This is a genomic window from Ruegeria sp. HKCCA6707 (genome assembly GCF_013033515.1).
In the GTDB taxonomy this organism is placed as follows: Bacteria; Pseudomonadota; Alphaproteobacteria; order Rhodobacterales; family Rhodobacteraceae; genus Ruegeria.
In genome coordinates this window covers 1-22801 of record NZ_WQEG01000014.1, presented here as the reverse complement: position 1 = coordinate 22801, position 22801 = coordinate 1, and the positions used below count along the sequence as shown (strand labels likewise).

The following is a 22801-nucleotide window of genomic DNA, read 5'->3' as shown; positions in this document are numbered from 1 at the left end:
AAGAGTTGCTTTAGCGGCGCATCTATGGCGTTTGGAGCGCGGGCATTTGCCAGACAGTTTGGTCTTGACCAAACCCCTTGAGTGGCACGACCCCGACGGGTTTGCAGAGTTTCGGAAGAAACGCGGCAGCGATTTCGGACAGGACGTGATCGCAATCCAGCTCGGTGGCAGCCGAAACCAGTCTGGCCGTCAAATTGACATCGGGACCAATGGCTGTGAAATCCAGACGGTGACCACCTCCGATATTCCCGTAATGGAAACGACCGTGATGGATTGCGGTCCGAACACCCAGCTTATGCTCGAAGTCCGCATCATCCAGTAAACTCAATCCTTCATTTACGGCCCTACTGGCTGCCAGGATTTGGGTTCTTGGCGGAAGGCTCTCATGGGTCGGGAAGATCGAGAAAAAACCGTCACCCATGAATTTCAGAATTTCTCCTCCTTGATCCATGACCGAAGGAACAAGGCAATCAAAAGTGTCATTCAGAAGTTTGACCAACGCGTCGCCGGATATTGAGTTCGAAAGGCGGGTAAACCCTTTGAGGTCTGCAAACAGGATGACGGCTTCGATATTGCTGCCATCCCCGCGATGAACCTTTCCGTCGAGAATTTGTGCTCCACCGTTGCGACCTACATAGGTTGATAACAGATAGGTAGCGTCGAGCCGCAGCATGTAGGTTTCGGTCAATCGCGCAAGCGGTCCGCGAACTCGATTCAAGATCGCCAGATCCCGTTCCGAAAACCCACCTGGTGAAGCACTGGACCAAGTGCAGACATGGGTATCGCCGTTGATGTAAATCAGTGGTTGCGCCAGATAATCAGTGAATCCTTGTTCGCGTAGTTCGCCCACGATGATGTAATCCTCGGGGCAATTGGGGTCTTCCAGATGACGGCGGATGGATTGTTGCCGCTCAATTACATGAGGAAGGGGGTTTTGAGTGTAGATTGCTTCGGTAAACAGTTGTGACGGCGCGTCAAACCTGTCGACACCGGCACCTGCTTTCCAAAGGAATCGGCGCCCTGTCAGATTGGGGTGCAACGTCCAAATGAACAAGCCAAACCGGTCAACTGCCACTCCGGCATCGAGAAGACGGGTGCAGATACCCTCGATTATTTCGACCGCATTCGCCGCCGGGCGGGCCCCGTCAACCATCCATTCGATCAGAGCGTCGACCTTGTTCTCTATTGGATCCGGTTCATGTGATGGTGGCAACATAGCATTTTCATGAGCAGCGTCGGGACAATTGAAGAGTCGGCGGTATCAGACCGGCTGCCAAAAGTTCGGACAGTTGAAAGCTGCGTGAACTCAGCTGACGAAGCGGGACAGCAAGGCCTTTTCACTAGAATTGAAACGCCGCGATGCATCAGGCACCGCGGCGTCGGGGTTCGACCGTTCTGACGTCAACGCAGATCGGTGCGCTGCGCTATTGGATCTGCGTCACCGCGGCGCGCAGGAGCTGTGGCCGATCGGACTGGGACGGCAAGAACACCGCTTGTGATCCGGTGTCGAGTGCCGCCAGGCTGGCATCATACCACTGCACCGCCAAATCGCGCCGCTCTTGTACGCCAAAGCCTTCTCTCAGGTGGTGGCCCACCAACTCTCCGTAAGCGGGCTCGCCGATGGCCGCCAGCATCAGAGCAGAGCCAACCGCCGCGTCCATATTGTCCTGCCGGTAGCCCATCGCCAGGCATACTTTGCTGGTTGCCGCCAGGTTGTCGGGGCTCAGGCCGGAGTCCAGCGCGAACTGACGCATCTGCGCCTCGGCATCTGCCTTCGAGCTGAGGGACAGCGCAGCGACCTGCGGGGCGAGGGATTCGCCAAACGCGGCGCACTGGGCGCTGATCTGATCCGGCGTCAGTCCCTGAATGTCCTGAATCAGGTCCTCACCACCCGCCATGGCGTAGCTGCGGGCCAGACAGAACTGTTCACTAAGCGCGAAATCAGGATCGGACATATTGGCCAAGGTCGTGTAGCCACCGTTGGACGATGTTTGCAGCATGACCGCGCTGCAGCTATTGGCCAGAGACGGACGTGCGGTTCCGCCAGAAAACAGGCTGGGCAGGGTGCTTGATGCTGTTTCCGTCGATTCCGTCGCCGGAGCCGCTTCGGGTTGGGGCGTTGTGACAACAGGCGTTACGGGTGCCGGAGCAACTGGGGCCGGAGCAACCGGGGCGGCCGCCAGCGCAGTGGCCGCTTGGACCTGCCGGCGATACTCCAGCAATAGCGGTTGGCCGGTAAGTTGAGTCGCCGCCTGTCCACCGCTTGTCGCCCAATAGTAGGCCTGCTGCAGGAGGTCATATTGGTAAGGCGGAAAGTCGTAGCCATTGATAGGATAGCCCATTGACGCCTGATAGCGTTCGATTGCGGCGCGGGTTCCGCGTCCGATCTGACCATCGACTCGTCCGGCGTTATAGCCAAAATAATTGAGTGCGGTTTGCGTTTGCGCGCCCTGCGTGGTCGAAGGAATGCCAGAGCGATAGGTCCGCGTCGTCTGTGCCTGCTTTTTCCGTTGCTGATCTTTGCCAATGGCATAGCCAATGACCCCGCCAACAACCGCGCCTCCCAGAATTTCGCCGGCGTCGGCCCGGGCGATCTGAGGCGCGGTAACGGCAAGCGATAGCGCGACACCTAGAGTTGTTATTAAACGAACGAGCATAGTTAACCTCCACTGAAATACCAATTTTCCCGAAGTATAACACAAGCATACATAATTCGATGATGCATGGGCTGTTTCCTTCGCGGTCAGGGTTTTCTGCAGGTTAACTTATCTTTATTAATCACTTAGCGGACTTCACGGTTATGTCATAAGCGACCCATTGCCTTCATCCGGTAAGAATCCGCTGAAGTTCGATTCGATCTGCTCGGATGTCGCAGGGCAGGCGACTTGCCAACCTCACCAATCCTCTGTAAACGCCCCCTCTATCGTCTTCGGGCGAGATTCTCTTGTGGGAGGTTGCCGGGATCGCGATCCTGGGCCGGACCACGCAACATAATCTGGGCGAAACGCGTTTCGTCCGAGTTGAAAGGAAAACCAAATGGCTAAGAAGCTTGCTGGTACAATGAAGCTGCAGGTTCCTGCAGGTCAGGCGAACCCGTCGCCGCCAGTTGGTCCGGCGCTGGGTCAGCGCGGCATCAACATCATGGAATTCTGCAAGGCGTTCAACGCCAAGACCGCAGACATGGAGCCCGGCGCTCCGTGCCCGACCGTGATCACCTATTATCAGGACAAGTCCTTCACCATGGACATCAAGACGCCGCCCGCGTCTTATTACCTGAAAAAAGCGGCTGGTCTGAAGCCGGTTGGCAAGCGGAACCGTCCGCGTGGCGCGGAAAACCCCGGTCGTGAGACTGTGGCCACCGTGACCAGCAAACAGGTTCGCGAAATCGCCGAATCCAAAATGAAAGATCTGAACGCCAACGACGTCGAAGGCGCAATGCAGATCATCCTGGGCTCGGCCCGCTCTATGGGCATCGAGGTGAAGTAAGATGGCAAAACTTGGTAAACGTACCCGCGCTGCGCGCGAAGCTGTCGCTGGCAAGGAAAACCTGTCGGTCGAAGAAGCTGTTTCCCTGGTCAAAGGCAACGCCACTTCGAAGTTCGACGAGACCATCGAGATCGCTCTGAACCTGGGCGTCGACACCCGTCACGCAGACCAGATGGTACGTGGCGTTGTCGGCCTGCCGAACGGCACCGGTAAAGCGATGCGCGTTGCTGTTTTTGCTCGCGGCCCCAAAGCTGACGAAGCAAAAGAAGCGGGCGCAGATATCGTTGGCGCAGAAGACCTGATGGAAACCATTCAGGGCGGCACCATCGAATTCGACCGCTGCATCGCCACCCCGGACATGATGCCCATCGTCGGTCGTCTGGGTAAAGTTCTGGGCCCCCGCAACCTGATGCCGAACCCCAAAGTCGGCACCGTGACCATGGACGTGAAAGCGGCCGTGGAAGCAGCCAAGGGCGGTGAGGTTCAGTTCAAGGCGGAAAAAGGCGGCGTTGTGCACGCCGGTGTTGGCAAAGCGTCGTTCGACGAAGCCAAACTCGTCGAAAACGTCCGTGCTTTCATCTCGGCCGTTGCCAAAGCCAAGCCTTCGGGCGCCAAAGGCACCTACATGAAGAAAATCGCGCTGAGCTCGACCATGGGCCCCGGCGTGACATTGGACGTAGCGGCTGCATCGGGCGAATAAGCCTAGGCGACACGCTGTGAAGCTAGATTCCGGGCGGTGCGAACCGCCCGGGATTTTTTTGTTTTAGTCAATCTTCCCGTTTCACCATCCCAAACGAGACCGGGTCGAAACCTGCTGGAAACGGGGTCCGCGCATCATATTCAGCGCCATCAAGCTGCGTGCCGTCCAGTTTGGCCGCAGTCAGGTTGGCACCTTGAAGTTTTGATCTTCCACCAAGGTTATCTCGTCCCAAATTGGCGTCTCGGAAATTGGTTCCTACACATGAGGCATTTGAAAGGTCTGCCCCCTGCATATCGGCGTTAACGAAGTTGGTCCCATCCAAGTGTGCTGTGCTGAAATTGACCCAGTAGACATCTGCATGGCTAAAATTTGCCCCGCCCAGTTGAGCGCCATATAGAAATGCCCCCTCCCAATGGACTTGTTCAAAGCCGATTATTCCGAGACTTGCCATATCTTTGTCCCAAAGTCAGCCTAGCGTCGCGCGCGAGCGGGGTAGTGCCCTCTGCCTGGGTCATCGGAGGCTGTTCAATGCGAGTCACGACAAATGGGGCCATCGGAATTGTTTCGGTCAGCATGATGGCCGTCATGGTCGCGGCCATCGCTTATCAGGAGTTTTCTTGGTGGGTCATCCCATTCGCAGTGTTGTTTCTTACGATATTTGCGGTGATCCTTTTTCTTTGCCTGATGGACCGCACCGAATTTCGATTTCGCAGCGCATCCAAGACCGAATTTCCGAACAAACCCTAGATGCGCGACAAGCGTTGGTGGTCGGTCGAGATGACGTCTCGCAGCAGGTCAGAGTTCTGGGGAAGCGTGGCGCTTATGCTGATCCTGGGGATGTTCGCGCTGGTTGGAAGTGTGTCCCTGCGTTCCGGGGTGGCAGAGGGAAACTACTGGGTATTGCTCAATATCGTTCCCATTGCCGCAGCGGTCTATTGGGCCCGCAAGACCTTACTCGCCTGGAAGGTGTGGCGTTTGGAACGCTTTGTCACTCTGACGTCTGAAACGCGCCCGGCTTGGATCGGGGCGCAGTTTTCGGCGATGATGGAGTTTGCGCAAGGTCTGAGTGCCGAAGGGGTCGAGGTCTGGTTGGAGCACCTGAAGACCGTGCGCGTCGAAGACAGTGATGGCGTATCCTATGAAAAGGTGACGGACCTAAAGTTGAGCGGTCAGGCAGAGGCGTTGGATAGCGGTCAGATCAGGCTTAGGGTCGACATCCCCCAGAACAGCCCCGCCACGTCTTGGGATGATGCGCAAGGGTCCTGGTGGGATTTTGTTGTCGCGATTGGTTTACCCGCAGGCAAAATCACGTTGCGGTACGAAATACCCGTCGCCGACCCCGCAGCGCATCTGCATGTCAAAGCTTGATGCGGTCCGCCCTTGGCGCAGGCATGTGGGTTGGGCGTTCTTTCTATACAATGGTCAAAGTGTCGTGTTGCGCCACATTTTCCGATAGCGAGAAAAAGCTGCTCTCTGCAATCGGGGTCCAGGTGCCGGTTCCTTTGTCCAGAGGTTCAGAAGCAATCACCTTACCGCCATGATCCAAACCCTCACCGAAATACAAACTTGGGCTGCGGCGATCTGTGGAATAGCGAAACGCATAAAGGGTTGAGCCATCAGATATGGCCACTGCCATCCTGTCCGGCTCTGTTCGATCATGTCCAAGTGTCAGGATTTGCTGCAATGTTGCTTGTATTGCTTGGGTGGCCGACGTTTCCAAGCCATTGGAAAGCAGCAATAGAAAAAGCAATTCAGAGTCCGTGGATCCCCGCCGTGCGGCGTATAGCTCATCGGTCAAGGTTGTTTCCAACTGTCGTCTCAAGCGACCAAATTCGCCGATCTGGCCATTATGCACAAAGGACCACTTTCCAAAGGTAAACGGATGGCAATTTGAGCGTGAGACTTCGCCGAAAGTTGAAGCTCTGACATGGGCCAGAAACAAGGGTGATTTGATCATCCGGCACAGATCGTTCAGATTGCCGTCGGACCATGCCGGAAGGACATCGCGGTACAGGCCGGGCCTGTCCTGATCCGCGTACCAGGCCATGCCAAATCCGTCGCCGTTCACAGCCAGCTTGGCCTCATTGGCGTGCTGACTCTGTTCCAAAAGCGAGTGACGGGGTTTGATGATGATGTTTTCCAGCGGTATGCTTGGCCCTGAATAGGCGGCAATTCGGCACATTCCTTGGTCCTCAAAATGGGCGGCGCATCTGCGCTGCAAGACTCGGCCAAAAAGCAAAAGAAGTCATCTGACAATTTTGCACAATCGTGTATGCTGGATTGCAAGGAGCCGCATCCGGAAAGCTGGAATGGTGTGAGCCCCTGGTATTTTGAGGTTTCGAAGTGATTTACCCCTTGGAAACCACTGCCATCTGCCCTAAGTAGACCTGCGGAATAAAGCGTGCGATTCGTCGTGCGCTTTCTTTCGTTTCGTCCAAGACGGTGGGTGGTGTCCTCGGACCCCTTAATTTCCTGCCTGAGACGGGTAAGACCAAAGAATTCTGAGGGCTTCGATCCTCGGGCGCATTTTGGCCAATCCCGTAACAACGGACCTGAACGCCGGGGTTTACCTTCGGCAAATATGAGCCGGGATGTCTGACATCCCTAACTTGGAGAGAACTGTGGATAGAGCCCAGAAAGAGAAAGTGGTCGAGGAACTCGGCCAAATCTTCGAAAGCTCTGGCGTCGTAGTGGTTTCGCACTACGCCGGTCTGACAGTTGCCGAGATGCAGGACCTGCGCGCGCGTGCACGCGAAGCGGGTGGGTCTGTGCGTGTTGCCAAGAACAGGCTTGCCAAAATCGCCCTCGACGGAAAGCCATGCGAGAGCATCGCTGACCTGCTGACGGGTATGACCGTTCTGACTTATTCCGAAGACCCTGTGGCAGCTGCCAAAGTGGCCGAGGACTATGCCAAGGAGAACCAAAAGTTCGAAATCCTTGGCGGTGCAATGGGTGAGAACGCTCTGGACCGGGCTGGTGTAACAGCCGTGTCGAAAATGCCGTCGCGTGAAGAGCTTATTGCTTCGATCGTGGGCTGCATCGGCGCGCCTGCTTCGAACATCGCCGGTGCAATTGGCGCACCTGCAAGCAACATCGCAAGCATCCTTTCCACCATCGAAGAGAAGGCGGAAGCTGCGTAAGCGGTTGGCACTGAATGATCTGCGTGGGGCAAACGCCCTGACGTTGGAACACACACTGTAAACGGAAAGAGCTGATAAAATGGCTGATCTGAAAGCACTCGCAGAAAGCATCGTGGGTCTGACCCTGCTGGAAGCACAAGAACTGAAAACCATCCTCAAAGACGAATACGGCATCGAGCCCGCAGCTGGTGGCGCCGTAATGGTTGCAGCTGGTGGCGACGCCGGTGGCGCAGCTGAGGAAGAGAAAACCGAATTCGACGTCGTTCTGAAGAACGCCGGCGCTTCGAAAATCAACGTCATCAAAGAAGTTCGCGGCATCACAGGCCTGGGCCTGAAAGAAGCCAAAGAGCTGGTTGAAGCTGGTGGCAAGATCAAAGAAGGCGTCGACAAAGCCGAAGCCGAAGAGATCAAAGGCAAGCTGGAAGCAGCTGGCGCCGAGGTCGAACTGGCCTAAGCCCGTCGACAGGTACATCGCTGATGTGCCTAAAAATTTGGCTGGGTCCGGAGAAATCCGGGTCCAGCCGAACCTGTCTTAGAAAGGGCCTCAACGGTTGGGGCGTTTTCTAAGACACGGTTTTCGGATCGGGAGGCCGCCTTCGGGACGGTGGCCATGAATTGATCCGGACGTGTTGTCTCGATTGTGCAAGATGCCGGGGCCCGACGGTGTCTTTGCCCGCTGAGAACATCGAAAGGTGACATCTGACATGGCTCAAACGTTCCTTGGCCAGAAACGTCTTCGTAAATACTACGGCAAAATCCGCGAAGTGCTGGAAATGCCGAACCTTATTGAGGTCCAGAAATCTTCTTATGATCTTTTCCTGCGCTCCGGCGATGCAGACCAGCCAACAGACGGCGAAGGCATCAAAGGCGTGTTCCAGTCGGTTTTCCCGATCAAGGATTTCAACGAAACTTCCGTTTTGGAGTTCGTGAAATACGATCTGGAAAAGCCCAAATATGACGTCGAAGAGTGCATGCAGCGCGACATGACCTACAGCGCGCCGCTCAAGGTCACTCTGCGTCTGATCGTTTTTGATGTCGATGAAGATACCGGCGCCAAGTCGGTTAAAGATATCAAAGAACAAGACGTGTTCATGGGCGACATGCCCCTGATGACGCCCAACGGCACTTTTGTCGTCAACGGCACCGAGCGCGTTATCGTCAGCCAGATGCACCGTTCGCCCGGTGTGTTCTTTGACCACGACAAGGGCAAGACCCATTCCTCGGGCAAGCTGCTGTTTGCCTGCCGCATCATCCCGTATCGCGGCAGCTGGCTGGACTTTGAGTTCGACGCCAAAGACATCGTGTTCGCCCGGATCGACCGTCGCCGCAAACTGCCGGTGACCACGCTGCTTTATGCGCTGGGTCTGGATCAAGAAGCAATCATGGACGCGTATTACAACACTGTGTCCTACAAGCTGGATAAGAAGAAGGGTTGGGTCACACCGTTCTTCCCCGAGCGTGTGCGCGGCACCCGCCCGACCTATGATCTGGTGGACGCCAAATCAGGTGAAGTGATTGCCGAAGCTGGTAAGAAGGTCACTCCGCGCGCAGTCAAGAAGCTGATCGACGAAGGCAGCGTGACCGACCTGCTGGTCCCCTTCGACAACATCGTCGGTAAGTTTGTCGCCAAGGACATCATCAACGAAGAAAACGGCGCGATCTATGTCGAAGCCGGTGATGAACTGACCCTGGAATATGACAAGGACGGCGACCTGATCGGTGGCAGCGTCAAGGAACTGATGGATGCGGGCATCACCGACATTCCGGTTCTGGACATCGACAACGTCAATGTTGGCCCCTACATGCGCAACACCATGGCGCAGGATAAAAACATGAACCGCGAAAGCGCGCTCATGGACATCTATCGTGTCATGCGCCCGGGCGAGCCGCCCACCGTCGAAGCGGCGTCGGCCCTGTTTGACACGCTGTTCTTCGACAGCGAGCGCTATGACCTGTCTGCCGTTGGCCGCGTGAAGATGAACATGCGTCTGGCTCTGGACGCGCCCGACACCCTGCGCACCCTGCGCCGCGAAGACATCGTGGCTTGCATCAAGGCGCTGGTGGAACTGCGCGACGGCAAAGGCGACGTGGACGATATCGACCACCTTGGCAACCGTCGTGTGCGTTCGGTCGGCGAACTGATGGAAAACCAGTATCGCGTTGGCCTGCTGCGCATGGAGCGTGCGATCAAGGAACGTATGTCCTCGGTCGAGATCGATACCGTGATGCCGCAGGATCTGATCAACGCGAAACCGGCGGCTGCGGCTGTCCGTGAATTCTTTGGCTCATCGCAGCTGTCGCAGTTCATGGACCAGACCAACCCGCTGTCCGAGGTCACACACAAACGCCGCCTCTCGGCGCTTGGGCCCGGTGGTCTGACGCGCGAACGTGCGGGCTTTGAGGTGCGCGACGTTCACCCGACCCACTATGGCCGGATGTGCCCGATTGAAACGCCGGAAGGTCCGAACATTGGTCTGATCAACTCGCTGGCCACCTTTGCCCGCGTGAACAAGTATGGCTTTATCGAAACGCCCTATCGCGTGGTGAACGAAGGTCAGGTGACTGACGAAGTTCACTACATGTCGGCGACCGAAGAAATGCGTCATACCGTGGCGCAGGCCAACGCGACGCTGGATGCCGACGGCAAATTCAAAAACGAGATGGTCAACACCCGTCAGGCCGGGGATTACACCCTTGCGCCGGTCGAAAGCGTTGATCTGATCGACGTGAGCCCGAAGCAGCTGGTCTCGGTTGCTGCCTCGCTGATCCCGTTCCTTGAAAATGACGACGCCAACCGGGCTCTGATGGGTTCGAACATGCAACGTCAGGCGGTTCCGCTGTTGCGGGCCGAGGCGCCGCTGGTCGGCACCGGGATCGAGGAAAAGGTTGCCATCGACTCTGGCGCTGCGATCCAGGCGAAACGCGCCGGTATCATCGACCAGGTCGATGCTCAGCGTATCGTTATCCGCGCCACCGAAGATCTGGAGCTGGGCGACGCCGGCGTTGACATCTATCGTCTGCGCAAGTTCCAGCGCTCGAACCAGAACACCTGCATCAACCAGCGTCCGCTGATCAAGGTGGGTGACACCGTCCAGAAGGGCGAGGTCATTGCCGATGGTCCGTCGACCGATATGGGTGAACTGGCCCTTGGTAAGAACGTGGTCGTCGCGTTCATGCCGTGGAACGGTTACAACTACGAAGACTCGATCCTGATTTCGGAACGTATCGCGCGTGATGACGTCTTTACCTCGGTTCATATCGAGGAATTCGAAGTTGCCGCCCGTGACACCAAGCTGGGCCCGGAAGAGATCACCCGCGACATCCCGAACGTCGGTGAAGAAGCGCTGCGCAACCTCGACGAGGCAGGCATCGTTTACATCGGTGCGGATGTTGAGCCGGGCGATATTCTGGTCGGCAAGATCACACCGAAGGGCGAAAGCCCGATGACTCCGGAAGAAAAGCTGCTGCGCGCCATCTTTGGTGAGAAAGCATCTGACGTGCGCGACACCTCGCTGCGCGTGAAGCCGGGTGACTACGGTACGGTTGTCGAGGTTCGCGTCTTCAACCGTCACGGTGTCGAGAAAGACGAGCGTGCGCTGCAGATCGAGCGTGAGGAAGTCGAACGTCTGGCCCGTGACCGGGATGACGAGTTGGCGATCCTTGACCGCAACATCTATGCGCGTCTGCAAGGCCTGATCCTGGGCAAAACCGCTGTCAAAGGCCCGAAAGGCGTCAAGGCAGGTTCGGTGATCACCGAGGAGCTGCTGGACATGCTGACTCGCGGTCAGTGGTGGCAGTTGGCGCTGGAGGACGAAAAAGACGCACAGATCGTCGAAGCTCTGAATGAGCAGTACGAAGTGCAAAAGCGTGCTCTGGACGCGCGGTTCGAGGATAAGGTCGAAAAAGTCCGCCGCGGCGACGATCTTCCGCCGGGTGTGATGAAGATGGTCAAAGTCTTCATCGCCGTGAAGCGCAAGCTGCAGCCGGGCGACAAGATGGCCGGTCGTCACGGGAACAAAGGTGTGATCTCCAAGGTTGTTCCGATGGAAGACATGCCGTTCCTGGCCGATGGTACGCCGGTTGACTTCTGTCTGAACCCGCTGGGCGTGCCTTCGCGTATGAACGTGGGTCAGATCCTTGAAACCCATATGGGTTGGGCCGCACGCGGTCTGGGTCTGAACATCGACGAAGCTCTGGGTGAATACCGCCGGTCCGGCGACCTGACCCCGGTGCGCGAAGCGATGAAGCTGGCCTATGGCGAAGATATCTACGAAGAAGGCATCACCGGCATGGACGAGGATGGCCTGATCGAGGCTGCGGGCAACGTGACCCGCGGTGTTCCGATCGCAACCCCGGTCTTTGACGGTGCCAAAGAGGCTGACGTCAACGACGCGCTGGTGCGTGCGGGCTTCTCGGAAAGCGGTCAGTCGGTTCTGTTCGACGGTCGCACCGGTGAGCAATTTGCACGCCCCGTGACTGTGGGCATCAAGTACCTGCTGAAACTGCACCACCTTGTGGACGACAAAATCCACGCGCGTTCGACTGGGCCGTACAGCCTGGTGACCCAGCAGCCGCTGGGCGGTAAGGCGCAGTTCGGTGGTCAGCGCTTTGGTGAGATGGAAGTCTGGGCTCTGGAAGCCTACGGCGCCGCCTACACCCTGCAGGAGATGCTGACAGTGAAATCGGATGACGTCGCCGGCCGGACAAAGGTCTATGAGTCGATCGTCAAGGGCGAGGATAACTTTGAAGCGGGCGTACCGGAATCGTTCAACGTTCTGGTGAAAGAAGTCCGTGGCCTCGGCCTGAATATGGAACTCCTGGATGCGGAGGTTGAGGAGTAAGGGCGCCGCCCTTTCTCCCGTCCCCCCTTCCGCAAGATTTGAGGTAACAAATGAACCAGGAAATCACCAACAACCCGTTCAACCCGCTGACGCCCCCGAAGGTCTTCGACGAGATCAAGGTCTCACTGGCGTCGCCCGAGCGGATCCTGTCTTGGTCCTATGGCGAGATCAAGAAACCCGAAACCATCAACTACCGGACGTTCAAGCCTGAACGTGACGGCCTGTTCTGCGCGCGTATCTTTGGCCCGATCAAAGATTACGAATGTCTGTGCGGCAAATATAAGCGGATGAAGTATCGCGGCGTTGTCTGCGAGAAATGCGGTGTGGAAGTCACCCTGCAGAAGGTCCGTCGCGAGCGTATGGGCCATATCGAACTGGCAGCACCCGTTGCACATATCTGGTTCCTGAAATCGCTGCCGTCTCGCATCGGTCTGATGCTGGACATGACGCTGCGCGATCTGGAACGCGTTCTGTACTTTGAAAACTATGTCGTCATCGAGCCCGGTCTGACCGACCTGACCTATGGCCAGATGCTGACCGAAGAAGAGTACATGGACGCGCAGGATGCCTATGGCATGGACGCGTTCACTGCCAATATCGGTGCTGAAGCCATTCGTGAGATGCTGGCCCAGATCGATCTGGAAGCCGAAGCCGAGCAGCTGCGCGCTGATCTGGCCGAAGCAACTGGCGAGTTGAAGCCCAAAAAGATCATCAAGCGTCTGAAGGTTGTTGAATCCTTCCTCGAATCCGGCAACCGGCCCGAGTGGATGGTGATGACCGTAATTCCGGTTATTCCGCCGGAACTGCGTCCACTGGTTCCGCTGGATGGTGGCCGTTTCGCGACCTCGGATCTGAATGATCTGTATCGCCGCGTTATCAACCGGAACAACCGTTTGAAGCGTCTGATCGAACTGCGCGCGCCTGACATCATTGTCCGCAACGAAAAGCGGATGCTGCAGGAATCCGTGGATGCTCTGTTTGACAATGGCCGTCGTGGCCGCGTGATCACTGGCGCCAACAAGCGTCCTCTGAAATCGCTGTCGGACATGCTGAAGGGTAAGCAGGGTCGCTTCCGTCAGAACCTTCTGGGGAAACGCGTCGACTTCTCGGGTCGTTCGGTCATCGTGACCGGCCCGGAACTCAAGCTGCACCAATGTGGTCTGCCCAAGAAGATGGCGTTGGAGCTGTTCAAGCCGTTCATCTATTCGCGCCTTGAAGCCAAGGGTCTGTCTTCGACCGTGAAACAGGCGAAGAAACTGGTCGAGAAGGAACGCCCCGAAGTGTGGGATATCCTCGACGAGGTGATCCGCGAACACCCTGTCATGCTCAACCGTGCGCCGACGCTGCACCGTCTTGGCATTCAGGCGTTCGAGCCGGTGCTGATCGAAGGCAAAGCGATCCAGCTGCATCCGCTGGTCTGCTCGGCCTTTAACGCCGACTTCGACGGGGACCAAATGGCCGTTCACGTCCCGCTGAGCCTTGAGGCCCAGCTGGAAGCCCGTGTTCTGATGATGTCGACAAACAACGTTCTGTCGCCTGCAAACGGTGCACCGATCATTGTTCCGTCGCAGGATATGATCCTGGGTCTCTACTATGTGACCCTGGAACGCGAAGGCATGCCGGGCGAAGGCAAGGTCTTTGGGTCTGCGGAAGAGGTTCAGCACGCGCTGGACGCAGGTGAGGTGCATCTGCACAGCAAAATCACCGCGCGGATCACTCAGATCGACGACGAGGGCAACGAAGTTCAGAAGCGGTTTGAAACCACGCCGGGCCGTCTGCGCCTGGGTGCGTTGCTGCCGATGAACAACAAGGCGCCGTTTGAACTGGTTAACCGTCTGCTGCGCAAGAAAGAAGTGCAGCAGGTGATCGACACCGTTTATCGCTACTGCGGTCAGAAAGAGTCGGTTATTTTCTGTGACCAGATCATGTCGATGGGCTTCAAAGAAGCGTTTAAGGCGGGCATCTCGTTCGGCAAGGACGACATGGTTATCCCGGATGATAAATGGGGCATCGTCGATGACACCCGCAACCAGGTGAAAGACTTTGAACAGCAGTACATGGACGGCCTGATTACTCAGGGCGAAAAGTACAACAAGGTTGTTGATGCCTGGTCGAAGTGTAACGACCGCGTCACCGAGGCGATGATGAGCACGATCTCATCCTCGGAACGGGCAGAGGACGGTTCGGAACAGGAACCGAACTCGGTCTACATGATGGCCCACTCTGGTGCGCGTGGCTCGGTTACTCAGATGAAACAGCTGGGCGGTATGCGCGGCCTGATGGCCAAACCGAACGGTGACATCATCGAAACGCCGATCATCTCGAACTTCAAAGAAGGTCTGACCGTTCTCGAGTACTTCAACTCGACCCACGGTGCCCGTAAAGGTCTGTCGGATACCGCTTTGAAGACCGCGAACTCGGGTTACCTGACCCGCCGTCTGGTAGATGTTGCGCAGGATTGCATCGTGCGCGAGATCGATTGTGGCACCGATCGCGCGATCACGGCCGAAGCCGCTGTGAACGATGGTGAGGTTGTTGCATCGCTGGCCGAACGTGTGCTGGGCCGTGTCGCGGCTGACGACGTTCTGCGTCCGGGCACCGATGAGGTGATCGTAGCAGCCGGTCAGTTGATCGACGAGCGTATGGCCGACACAATCGACGAGGCCGGTGTTCAGTCGATGCGCATCCGCTCGCCCCTGACCTGTGAGTCCGAGGAAGGCGTCTGTGCCACCTGCTACGGTCGTGACTTGGCGCGCGGCACCATGGTGAACACCGGCGAAGCTGTCGGCATCATCGCCGCACAGTCGATCGGTGAACCCGGCACGCAGCTGACCATGCGGACCTTCCACATCGGTGGTGTTGCGCAGGGTGGTCAACAGTCGTTCCAGGAAGCCAACCAGGATGGCGTTGTTGCCTTCGAGAACCCGCAGATCCTGGTCAATGCAGCAGGTGAAAGCCTGGTCATGGGCCGGAACATGAAGCTGATCATCAACGACGAACACGGTGAAGAGCGCGCCAGCTTCAAGCTGGGCTATGGCTCCAAGCTGTTCGTCAAGGATGGTGCGCAAATCTCGCGTGGCGACAAGCTTTTCGAATGGGATCCCTACACCCTGCCAATCATCGCCGAGAAAGCCGGTACAGCGAAATATGTCGACCTTGTTTCGGGCCTTGCCGTCCGGGATGAGACCGACGAAGCAACCGGCATGACCCAGAAGATCGTGGTTGACTGGCGCGCCGCCCCCAAAGGCAGCGACCTGAAGCCCGAGATCATTCTGGTCGGTGAAGATGGTGAACCGGTCCGCAACGATGCGGGCAACCCGGTTCACTATCCGATGTCGGTGGACGCGATCCTGTCGGTCGAAGACGGCCAGACCGTCGAAGCCGGTGACGTTGTCGCGCGTATCCCGCGTGAAGGTGCCAAGACCAAGGACATAACCGGTGGTCTGCCGCGTGTGGCCGAACTGTTCGAAGCGCGTCGTCCCAAGGATCACGCGATCATCGCAGAAGCCGATGGTTACGTGCGCTTTGGCCGCGACTACAAGAACAAGCGTCGCATCAGCATCGAACCGGCGGACGATTCGATGGAAACGATCGAGTACATGGTGCCCAAGGGCAAGCACATCCCGGTGCAGGAAGGCGACTTCGTGCAGAAGGGTGACTATATCATGGACGGTAACCCGGCTCCGCATGACATCCTGTCCATCATGGGCGTCGAAGCGTTGGCGGATTACATGATCGACGAGGTGCAGGATGTTTATCGTCTGCAAGGCGTGAAGATCAATGACAAGCACATCGAGGTCATCGTGCGCCAGATGCTGCAGAAGTGGGAGATCCTGGATTCAGGTGACAGCACCCTGCTGAAAGGCGAGCATGTCGACAAGCAGGAGTTCGACGCGGCGAATGAAAAGACCATCGCCCGCGGCGGTCGCCCGGCTCAGGGTGAGCCGATCCTGCTGGGGATCACCAAAGCCTCGCTGCAGACACGTTCGTTCATCTCGGCTGCGTCCTTCCAGGAAACCACCCGCGTGCTGACCGAAGCTTCGGTTCAGGGCAAGAAGGACAAGCTGGTTGGCCTGAAAGAAAACGTCATCGTTGGTCGTCTGATTCCAGCCGGGACTGGTGGCGCAACCCAGGCCGTGCGCCAGGTTGCCCAGTCGCGCGACAATGTCGTGATCGAAGCCCGCCGCGAAGAGGCCGAAGCCGCCGCTGCACTGGCGGCCCCGACCTTTGACGACGATATGGTCGGCGATGAGCTGGACGTTCTGGTGGAAACCCCGGAAAGCCGCGAGTAAGCGACCGTGTCGAAAGACTTGAAAGGCCCTGCGCAGCGCGCGGGGCCTTTTTGTTGGGTACACAGTTCTCATGAGTCGAAAAGCGAGCTACGTGCCTTGCGCCACATTGTCAGCCCTCTGGGGGCATCGCCAAAATATCGGTCGGCTCTGGTGTCACCCCCAAAGCTGTCAGCATGGCATGAACCTGTCCTCGGTGATGCGTTTGGTGGTTGAAGAACTGCACGATGCAAAGCCCTTTAGGCATCTGAACCCGATCTGATCCGTTCAACGGAAGCCAGGACACACTGCCGTTCAACGCCTCACGTGTCAGCCCGGTTGCCCATTTTACAATTTCCCTATCCTGTTGCTTACGCATTCGTTTGAACTCGGTCCATTGCGAAGGATTGCTCAGGGAATGGGTGATCCTGCCCTGCGGTCGTTCCTCCCCTCTGATGCGGGCCAGTTGCAAAGCATCCGCCCAGTAGAGGTGGTTGAGGGTGGCAGCAATCGACTTGAAAAACGCACCCTGATCGGCCCAACGTTCGGTGTCTGTCAAACCGTCGGCGGCGGTTATCAAAGAGTTGTTTTGCCAGGCATTATAGCGCGCCATTAGGCGGCAATAATGAACTGAAATCATCTGATTGACCTCATGAATCGGATAGTTTCGGGGGAGGGTTGTGGTTGACGCTTGAGCTAAGCGTCGATCACACAGAAGACGGAAAGCCTAAACACGATCCGCGCTGCCAGAGTATTCGCTTTCCTCGCTCAGGCAAAAGAAAATCTTTGCACGATATGAAGATTCAGTCTGGGTGGACGTTTTGAGACAGACCACGGGCCTTGCAATGGTATGTCACTGCGGTGTTACCTGCGCGCATGAATACAGACGCTGACGACCCGACGATCTATTTCTACGCGCAGACCGTCGCTTATGCAGAGTTCTCGAACTTTGCGCCATTTAAGGATGTTTCGACGCAATTGCGGCGACCTTTACAGTTACACGGATCGTCTATCCTTTGAGCGGTGCCGGACTGGCCCGAGGGGACTGGGGCGAGATCGCACCGCCTATCGAGGCGGCATTGGACGGACTTGATCACACGCTGGTCGAATATTCGGGCTCGTGAGCCGCCGCCAACTAAACACTGGCGTTTCACAGGCAGATCGGGTTTCAATGTCGGCGATATTCAGACCACAGAGATTTTTGTGACAGTACAGAATTAGGACGGTTGAACTTTGACCCCGAACGTAAAAGGCGCCTTGCTGATGATGGGCAGCATGGCCGCCTTTACCGTAAATGACACGTTGGTAAAGCTTGCGGGCCAGGACCTGCCCCTGTTTCAGTTGATTGCGTTGCGGGGGCTTTTGGCCACGGTGCTGGTCTTTGGTCTGACGCATCGTTTGGGGGCACTGCATCTGAGGTTCAACCGGCATGATCGATGGCTGGTTGTGCTGCGATGCCTGGCCGAGCTGTTCGGGGCGTTTCTGTTTCTGTCAGCTTTGATCCATATCCCTCTGGCGAATGTTTCCGCTGTTTTGCAGGCCCTGCCGTTGACGGTGACCCTTGGTGCGGTCGTGTTCTTTGGGGAAACCGTTGGCTGGCGACGAAAACTGGCGATCGCGTTCGGTTTTCTGGGGATGCTGCTTATTGTCAGGCCGGGGCCCGATGGGCTGAGCCTGTATCTGATCTATGCTTTGCTGGCCGTCCTGTGCTTTACCGCGCGCGATCTGCTGACACGGCGCATGTCGCCTGAGGTTCCGTCGATGCTGGTCACGCTTGCGACCTCGGTATCGATTACCATCGCAGCGGGCATCGCCTCGGTGTTTCAGGGCTGGTCGCCGGTGACGTCTGATGCTGGGGTTCTGGTGGCAGCCTCAGCAGTGTTTGTACTGATGGGGTATCTGTTCAGTGTCATGGTCATGCGGGTCGGGGATGTGGGGTTCATCTCGCCGTTCCGGTATTCCAGCCTGATTTGGGCGCTTGTGCTGGGCTGGGTGGTGTTTGGCGACTGGCCCGATGCGGTGACGCTGATTGGGGCCGCCATTGTGGTGGGCTCGGGCCTGTTTACCTTGCTGCGCGCCCGCGCGGTTCATGCGGCAGATTAGTCGGGGCAGACTTTGTCCAGTTCAACTGCAAACCGTTCTGTGAACACGTCGCGCAATGCTTGATCAAAAGGGGCAAGTTTAAAGTTACCCTTGCGTGCTTTCGGCGAGTCGTTAAATCCGTTCAGGCTGCGCACCCACATCGGCGCGTCAGGATAACTGATCACGGGCATGAACCGGGCCATTCTTTGGTGGGCAAAGTTCATGACAGTCAGGTCACACCCGCCTGACACATACATGCCCAACCCGGCCGAGATCAAAGGCCGGTAGACCTGTGCCGCGCCAAAATCCGTTTTCCGCGTTTCCAGCATATAGCCGTTGTTGAAATCGATTGCGGCGGTTTGAGTGCCTTGGAACGCAGTGCTGCAATCCTGCGCAGCGCGGCGCAGGCGGGTGACAAAATCAACCGCGATGGCGTCGTCATCGTCCAGACGAAACTGCAAGCACGGTTGATCCGGTGCGTTTCGCACCTCGTTCAAGATCTGTTGCATGAGCTTGCGATGCTCAAGCGGCGCGTGGGCCATAATCCGGGCCTGCGGCAGGTCCGTAATCAGCTGTTGTAAACGATCCAAAGAATCTTTCGGCAGGCAGTCCCCGATCACAATGACAAAGTCGAATTCCGGGTCCGTCTGCGCGCGCAAGGCGGGCAGAGTAAGGGTTTCGAACAGGTGAAACCGCTCATTCAGGCGTTTAGGGTTGTAAAGGTAATGCCGCTGCGCTTCGAGCGTTTCATGTTCAACTTGAAAGCCGCCAAGAGCGGGATAGGAAAAACGGCACAGGCCAATAACTTGCATCTGGGGTTCCGGGTAGCGTATGCGCGCAACTATGCCCACAGGGCAGCTGTGCTGCAACCACCCGACAGCGCCAGACAGGCAGCATCTTCAGGCTGGGCGGCTCGGCTGTTGACACTTGCGCCGACTCCCCTTAATACGCGCGCATCTCGGTACCGGGGGCCGCCCCAAAACCGATTTCAGTAATGAACTGGTCAAGACCCGGACAATTTTGCAGTTCGCGTCCTCTGATAACCAACCGCGACGTTCACCTCGGAATGGGAGCGCTCGCGGGTTTTGCGCTTGTGGACGCATAAGTGCAGTGAATTTAGCCGCACGCAGCGCGCGTGCATGTCATGTGTGTTGCAAAACGGGGAAGAAACCGGAATGCCAACTATTCAACAGCTGATCCGCAAGCCGCGGCAGCCGAAAGTAAAACGCTCGAAGTCCATGCACCTGGAGCAGTGCCCGCAGAAACGCGGCGTCTGCACACGTGTATATACCACCACACCGAAGAAGCCGAACTCGGCGATGCGTAAGGTTGCCAAGGTGCGCCTGACCAACGGGTTCGAAGTGATCTCGTACATCCCCGGTGAAAGCCACAACCTGCAGGAACACTCGGTTGTTCTGATCCGTGGCGGCCGTGTAAAAGACCTTCCCGGTGTGCGTTACCACATCCTGCGTGGTGTTCTGGATACCCAGGGCGTCAAAGACCGTAAGCAACGCCGTTCGAAATACGGCGCGAAGCGTCCCAAGTAAGAAGGAGAGGCTGAGATGTCACGTCGTCACGCCGCTGAAAAACGCGAAGTCCTGCCTGACGCCAAATTTGGCGACAAGGTTCTGACCAAATTCATGAACAACCTGATGATCGACGGTAAGAAGTCGGTTGCAGAGCGCATCGTTTACAACGCCTTTGATCGCGTTGAGAACAAGGTAAAGCGCGCCCCTGTCGAAGTGTTCCACGAAGCGCTCGACAACATCAAACCGTCGGTCGAGGTTCGCTCGCGCCGAGTTGGTGGTGCGACCTATCAGGTTCCGGTCGAAGTGCGCCCCGAGCGCCGCGAAGCACTGGCCATCCGCTGGCTGATCACCGCTGCGCGCGGCCGCAACGAAAACACCATGGAAGAACGCCTCGCCGGTGAGCTGTTGGACGCTGTACAGTCCCGCGGTACTGCCGTGAAGAAGCGCGAAGACACCCACAAGATGGCTGAGGCGAACAAAGCCTTCAGCCACTACCGTTGGTAATTCAGAGGCTTATCAAAAATGGCACGCGAATATCCGCTCGAACTGTACCGTAACTTCGGTATCATGGCGCACATCGATGCAGGGAAAACCACCTGCTCGGAGCGTATCCTGTATTACACTGGGAAATCCCACAACATTGGTGAGGTGCACGACGGTGCCGCCACCATGGACTGGATGGAGCAGGAGCAGGAACGCGGCATCACCATCACCTCGGCTGCGACCACCACCTTCTGGGAACGCACCGAAGACGGTAAAACCGCCGATACCCCCAAGCACCGCCTGAACATCATCGACACTCCCGGCCACGTTGACTTCACCATTGAAGTCGAACGCTCGCTGGCGGTTCTCGACGGTGCGGTCTGCGTTCTGGACGCAAACGCCGGTGTTGAGCCCCAAACCGAAACAGTGTGGCGTCAGGCTGACCGCTACAAGGTTCCGCGTATGGTTTTCGTCAACAAGATGGACAAGATCGGCGCTGACTTCTTCAACTGCGTTCGCATGATCGAAGACCGCACCGGCGCACGCGCTGTTCCGGTTGGTATTCCGATCGGAGCCGAGACCGAGCTGGAAGGCCTGATCGATCTGGTCACCATGGAAGAATGGCTGTGGCAGGGCGAAGATCTGGGCGCAAGCTGGATCAAAGCTCCTATCCGCGACAGCCTGAAAGACATGGCTGAAGAATGGCGCGGCAAAATGATCGAAGCGGCCGTCGAAATGGACGACGACGCGATGATGGAATACCTGGAAGGCAATGAGCCCGACGTTCCGACCCTGCGCGCCCTGCTGCGCAAAGGTACTCTGGAAATCGCTTTCGTTCCGGTTCTGGGTGGGTCCGCGTTCAAGAACAAAGGTGTTCAGCCGCTGCTCAACGCTGTGATCGACTACCTGCCCAGCCCGCTGGACGTTGTCGACTACATGGGCTTTAAACCCGGCGACGAGGAAGAAGTTCGTGACATCGCACGCCGCGCGGATGACGATATGGCCTTCTCGGGTCTGGCGTTCAAAATCATGAACGACCCGTTTGTGGGCTCGCTGACCTTCACACGCGTCTACTCGGGCACCATGAACAAGGGTGACTCGATCCTGAACTCGACCAAAGGTAAAAAAGAGCGCATCGGTCGTATGATGATGATGCACTCGAACAACCGGGAAGAGATCGAAGAAGCGTTTGCAGGCGACATTATCGCGCTGGCGGGTCTGAAAGACACCACCACCGGTGACACCCTGTGTGATGCGAAGGATCCGGTTGTTCTGGAAACCATGACCTTCCCAGATCCGGTGATCGAGATCGCGGTTGAGCCCAAAACCAAGGGCGACCAAGAGAAGATGTCTCAGGGTCTGGCCCGTCTGGCCGCCGAAGACCCGTCCTTCCGTGTCGAAACCGACCTGGAATCGGGTCAGACCATCATGAAGGGCATGGGTGAACTTCACCTGGACATCCTGGTGGATCGTCTCAAGCGCGAGTTCAAGGTCGAAGCGAACATCGGTGCACCGCAGGTGGCCTATCGTGAAACCATCTCGATGCCGGTCGAGCACACCTACACCCACAAGAAACAGTCGGGTGGTTCGGGTCAGTTCGGTGAGGTTAAGCTGGAGATCACTCCAACCGAGCCGGGCGAAGGGTATTCGTTCGAAAGCCGCATCGTTGGTGGTGCCGTTCCGAAGGAATACATCCCGGGTGTCGAAAAAGGCATCCAGTCGGTTATGGACAGCGGCCCTCTGGCTGGCTTCCCCGTGATCGATTTCAAGGTGGCTCTGCTGGACGGTAAGTTCCACGATGTTGACTCGAGCGTTCTGGCGTTCGAAATCGCGGCCCGCATGTGTATGCGTGAAGGCATGCGCAAAGCTGGCGCGAAACTATTGGAACCGATCATGAAGGTCGAAGTGATCACCCCGGAAGAATATACCGGCGGTATCATCGGCGACCTGACCTCGCGTCGTGGTCAGGTGTCTGGTCAGGAACCGCGCGGCAACGCGATCGCCATCGACGCGTTCGTGCCGCTGGCGAATATGTTCGGCTACATCAACACTCTGCGTTCGATGTCGTCGGGTCGTGCCCAGTTCACCATGCAGTTCGACCACTACGATCCGGTTCCGCAGAACATCTCGGACGAGATTCAGGCGAAATACGCATAAGCGAAGATTTGAGGGAGCGTGGGTATCGCGCTCCCTGCATTACCGAAAAAGGAGGCCATCATGGCAAAGGAAAAGTTTGAGCGTACAAAACCGCACGTCAACATTGGCACGATTG

19 protein-coding genes are annotated in these 22801 nt (G+C 57.2%); 13 read left to right on the top strand and 6 right to left on the bottom strand.

The window, feature by feature from the left end; genetic code table 11:
• Nucleotides 1–22 precede the first annotated feature (22 nt).
• Together GOW40_RS20465 and GOW40_RS20460 are read right to left on the bottom strand one after the other, a co-directional pair.
• Nucleotides 23–1216 (bottom strand): adenylate/guanylate cyclase domain-containing protein, encoded by a 1194-nt coding sequence (locus tag GOW40_RS20465; protein ID WP_171133696.1) that lies wholly within the window; start codon nt 1214–1216, stop codon nt 23–25.
• 208 nt (nt 1217–1424) lie between these two features.
• Nucleotides 1425–2657, bottom strand: coding sequence for a peptidoglycan-binding domain-containing protein (locus tag GOW40_RS20460; RefSeq protein ID WP_171133695.1), 1233 nt, complete (start codon nt 2655–2657; stop codon nt 1425–1427).
• Nucleotides 2658–3036: 379 nt separating this feature from the next.
• Here GOW40_RS20460 and rplK point away from each other — a divergent pair, with 379 nt between their 5' ends.
• Nucleotides 3037–3486, top strand: a complete 450-nt coding sequence (gene rplK, locus GOW40_RS20455) for a 50S ribosomal protein L11 (RefSeq protein ID WP_171231142.1) — start codon at nt 3037–3039, stop codon at nt 3484–3486.
• A 1-nt stretch (nt 3487) separates the two neighbouring features.
• Nucleotides 3488–4186 carry a 50S ribosomal protein L1 gene (rplA, locus tag GOW40_RS20450; RefSeq protein ID WP_170590383.1) on the top strand — a complete coding sequence of 233 codons (699 nt, stop codon included), beginning with the start codon at nt 3488–3490 and terminating at the stop codon, nt 4184–4186.
• Between the two features lie 67 nt (nt 4187–4253).
• Here rplA and GOW40_RS20445 read toward each other — a convergent pair whose 3' ends face one another.
• Nucleotides 4254–4637, bottom strand: a complete 384-nt coding sequence (locus tag GOW40_RS20445) for a pentapeptide repeat-containing protein (RefSeq protein ID WP_171133694.1) — start codon at nt 4635–4637, stop codon at nt 4254–4256.
• 77 nt (nt 4638–4714) lie between these two features.
• Here GOW40_RS20445 and GOW40_RS20440 point away from each other — a divergent pair, with 77 nt between their 5' ends.
• Together GOW40_RS20440 and GOW40_RS20435 are read left to right on the top strand one after the other, a co-directional pair.
• Nucleotides 4715–4933, top strand: a complete 219-nt coding sequence (locus GOW40_RS20440; RefSeq protein ID WP_171133693.1) for a hypothetical protein — start codon at nt 4715–4717, stop codon at nt 4931–4933.
• Complete coding sequence (locus tag GOW40_RS20435) at nt 4934–5554, top strand: hypothetical protein (protein WP_171133692.1); 621 nt, start codon at nt 4934–4936, stop codon at nt 5552–5554.
• Nucleotides 5555–5597: 43 nt separating this feature from the next.
• Here the strand turns inward: GOW40_RS20435 and GOW40_RS20430 are convergent, their stop codons facing one another.
• Nucleotides 5598–6368, bottom strand: a complete 771-nt coding sequence (locus GOW40_RS20430; protein WP_171133691.1) for a class II glutamine amidotransferase — start codon at nt 6366–6368, stop codon at nt 5598–5600.
• A 439-nt stretch (nt 6369–6807) separates the two neighbouring features.
• Here GOW40_RS20430 and rplJ point away from each other — a divergent pair, with 439 nt between their 5' ends.
• From rplJ to rpoC, 4 genes are all read left to right on the top strand, one after another.
• Entirely contained in the window at nt 6808–7326 is a 519-nt protein-coding gene (gene rplJ / locus GOW40_RS20425) for a 50S ribosomal protein L10 (protein ID WP_171103652.1), read from the top strand.
• 79 nt (nt 7327–7405) lie between these two features.
• Complete coding sequence (rplL, locus tag GOW40_RS20420; protein ID WP_170385945.1) at nt 7406–7780, top strand: 50S ribosomal protein L7/L12; 375 nt, start codon at nt 7406–7408, stop codon at nt 7778–7780.
• A 250-nt stretch (nt 7781–8030) separates the two neighbouring features.
• On the top strand, nt 8031–12167 hold the full coding sequence (gene rpoB / locus GOW40_RS20415; protein ID WP_171133690.1) for a DNA-directed RNA polymerase subunit beta: 4137 nt from the start codon (nt 8031–8033) through the stop codon (nt 12165–12167).
• 50 nt (nt 12168–12217) lie between these two features.
• Nucleotides 12218–16459 (top strand): DNA-directed RNA polymerase subunit beta', encoded by a 4242-nt coding sequence (gene rpoC / locus GOW40_RS20410; RefSeq protein ID WP_171133689.1) that lies wholly within the window; start codon nt 12218–12220, stop codon nt 16457–16459.
• A gap of 109 nt (nt 16460–16568) precedes the next feature.
• Here the strand turns inward: rpoC and GOW40_RS20405 are convergent, their stop codons facing one another.
• Entirely contained in the window at nt 16569–17075 is a 507-nt protein-coding gene (locus tag GOW40_RS20405) for a DinB family protein (protein ID WP_171133688.1), read from the bottom strand.
• A 236-nt stretch (nt 17076–17311) separates the two neighbouring features.
• Here GOW40_RS20405 and GOW40_RS20400 point away from each other — a divergent pair, with 236 nt between their 5' ends.
• Together GOW40_RS20400 and GOW40_RS20395 are read left to right on the top strand one after the other, a co-directional pair.
• A complete protein-coding gene (locus tag GOW40_RS20400; protein WP_171231141.1) occupies nt 17312–17455 on the top strand; it encodes a hypothetical protein in 144 nt (47 codons plus the stop codon).
• Nucleotides 17456–17668: 213 nt separating this feature from the next.
• Complete coding sequence (locus tag GOW40_RS20395; protein WP_171136776.1) at nt 17669–18538, top strand: DMT family transporter; 870 nt, start codon at nt 17669–17671, stop codon at nt 18536–18538.
• Here GOW40_RS20395 and GOW40_RS20390 read toward each other — a convergent pair.
• Complete coding sequence (locus tag GOW40_RS20390) at nt 18535–19329, bottom strand: putative rhamnosyl transferase (RefSeq protein WP_171133686.1); 795 nt, start codon at nt 19327–19329, stop codon at nt 18535–18537. The genes GOW40_RS20395 and GOW40_RS20390 overlap by 4 nt on opposite strands.
• A gap of 363 nt (nt 19330–19692) precedes the next feature.
• Here GOW40_RS20390 and rpsL point away from each other — a divergent pair, with 363 nt between their 5' ends.
• From rpsL to fusA, 3 genes are read left to right on the top strand one after another with little or no spacing between them, the layout of a single operon-like run.
• Nucleotides 19693–20064 carry a 30S ribosomal protein S12 gene (gene rpsL / locus GOW40_RS20385; protein ID WP_005621086.1) on the top strand — a complete coding sequence of 124 codons (372 nt, stop codon included), beginning with the start codon at nt 19693–19695 and terminating at the stop codon, nt 20062–20064.
• Nucleotides 20065–20079: 15 nt separating this feature from the next.
• A complete protein-coding gene (gene rpsG / locus GOW40_RS20380; RefSeq protein WP_010441203.1) occupies nt 20080–20550 on the top strand; it encodes a 30S ribosomal protein S7 in 471 nt (156 codons plus the stop codon).
• Nucleotides 20551–20568: 18 nt separating this feature from the next.
• A complete protein-coding gene (fusA, locus tag GOW40_RS20375; protein WP_171133685.1) occupies nt 20569–22686 on the top strand; it encodes an elongation factor G in 2118 nt (705 codons plus the stop codon).
• Nucleotides 22687–22801: the final 115 nt, after the last annotated feature.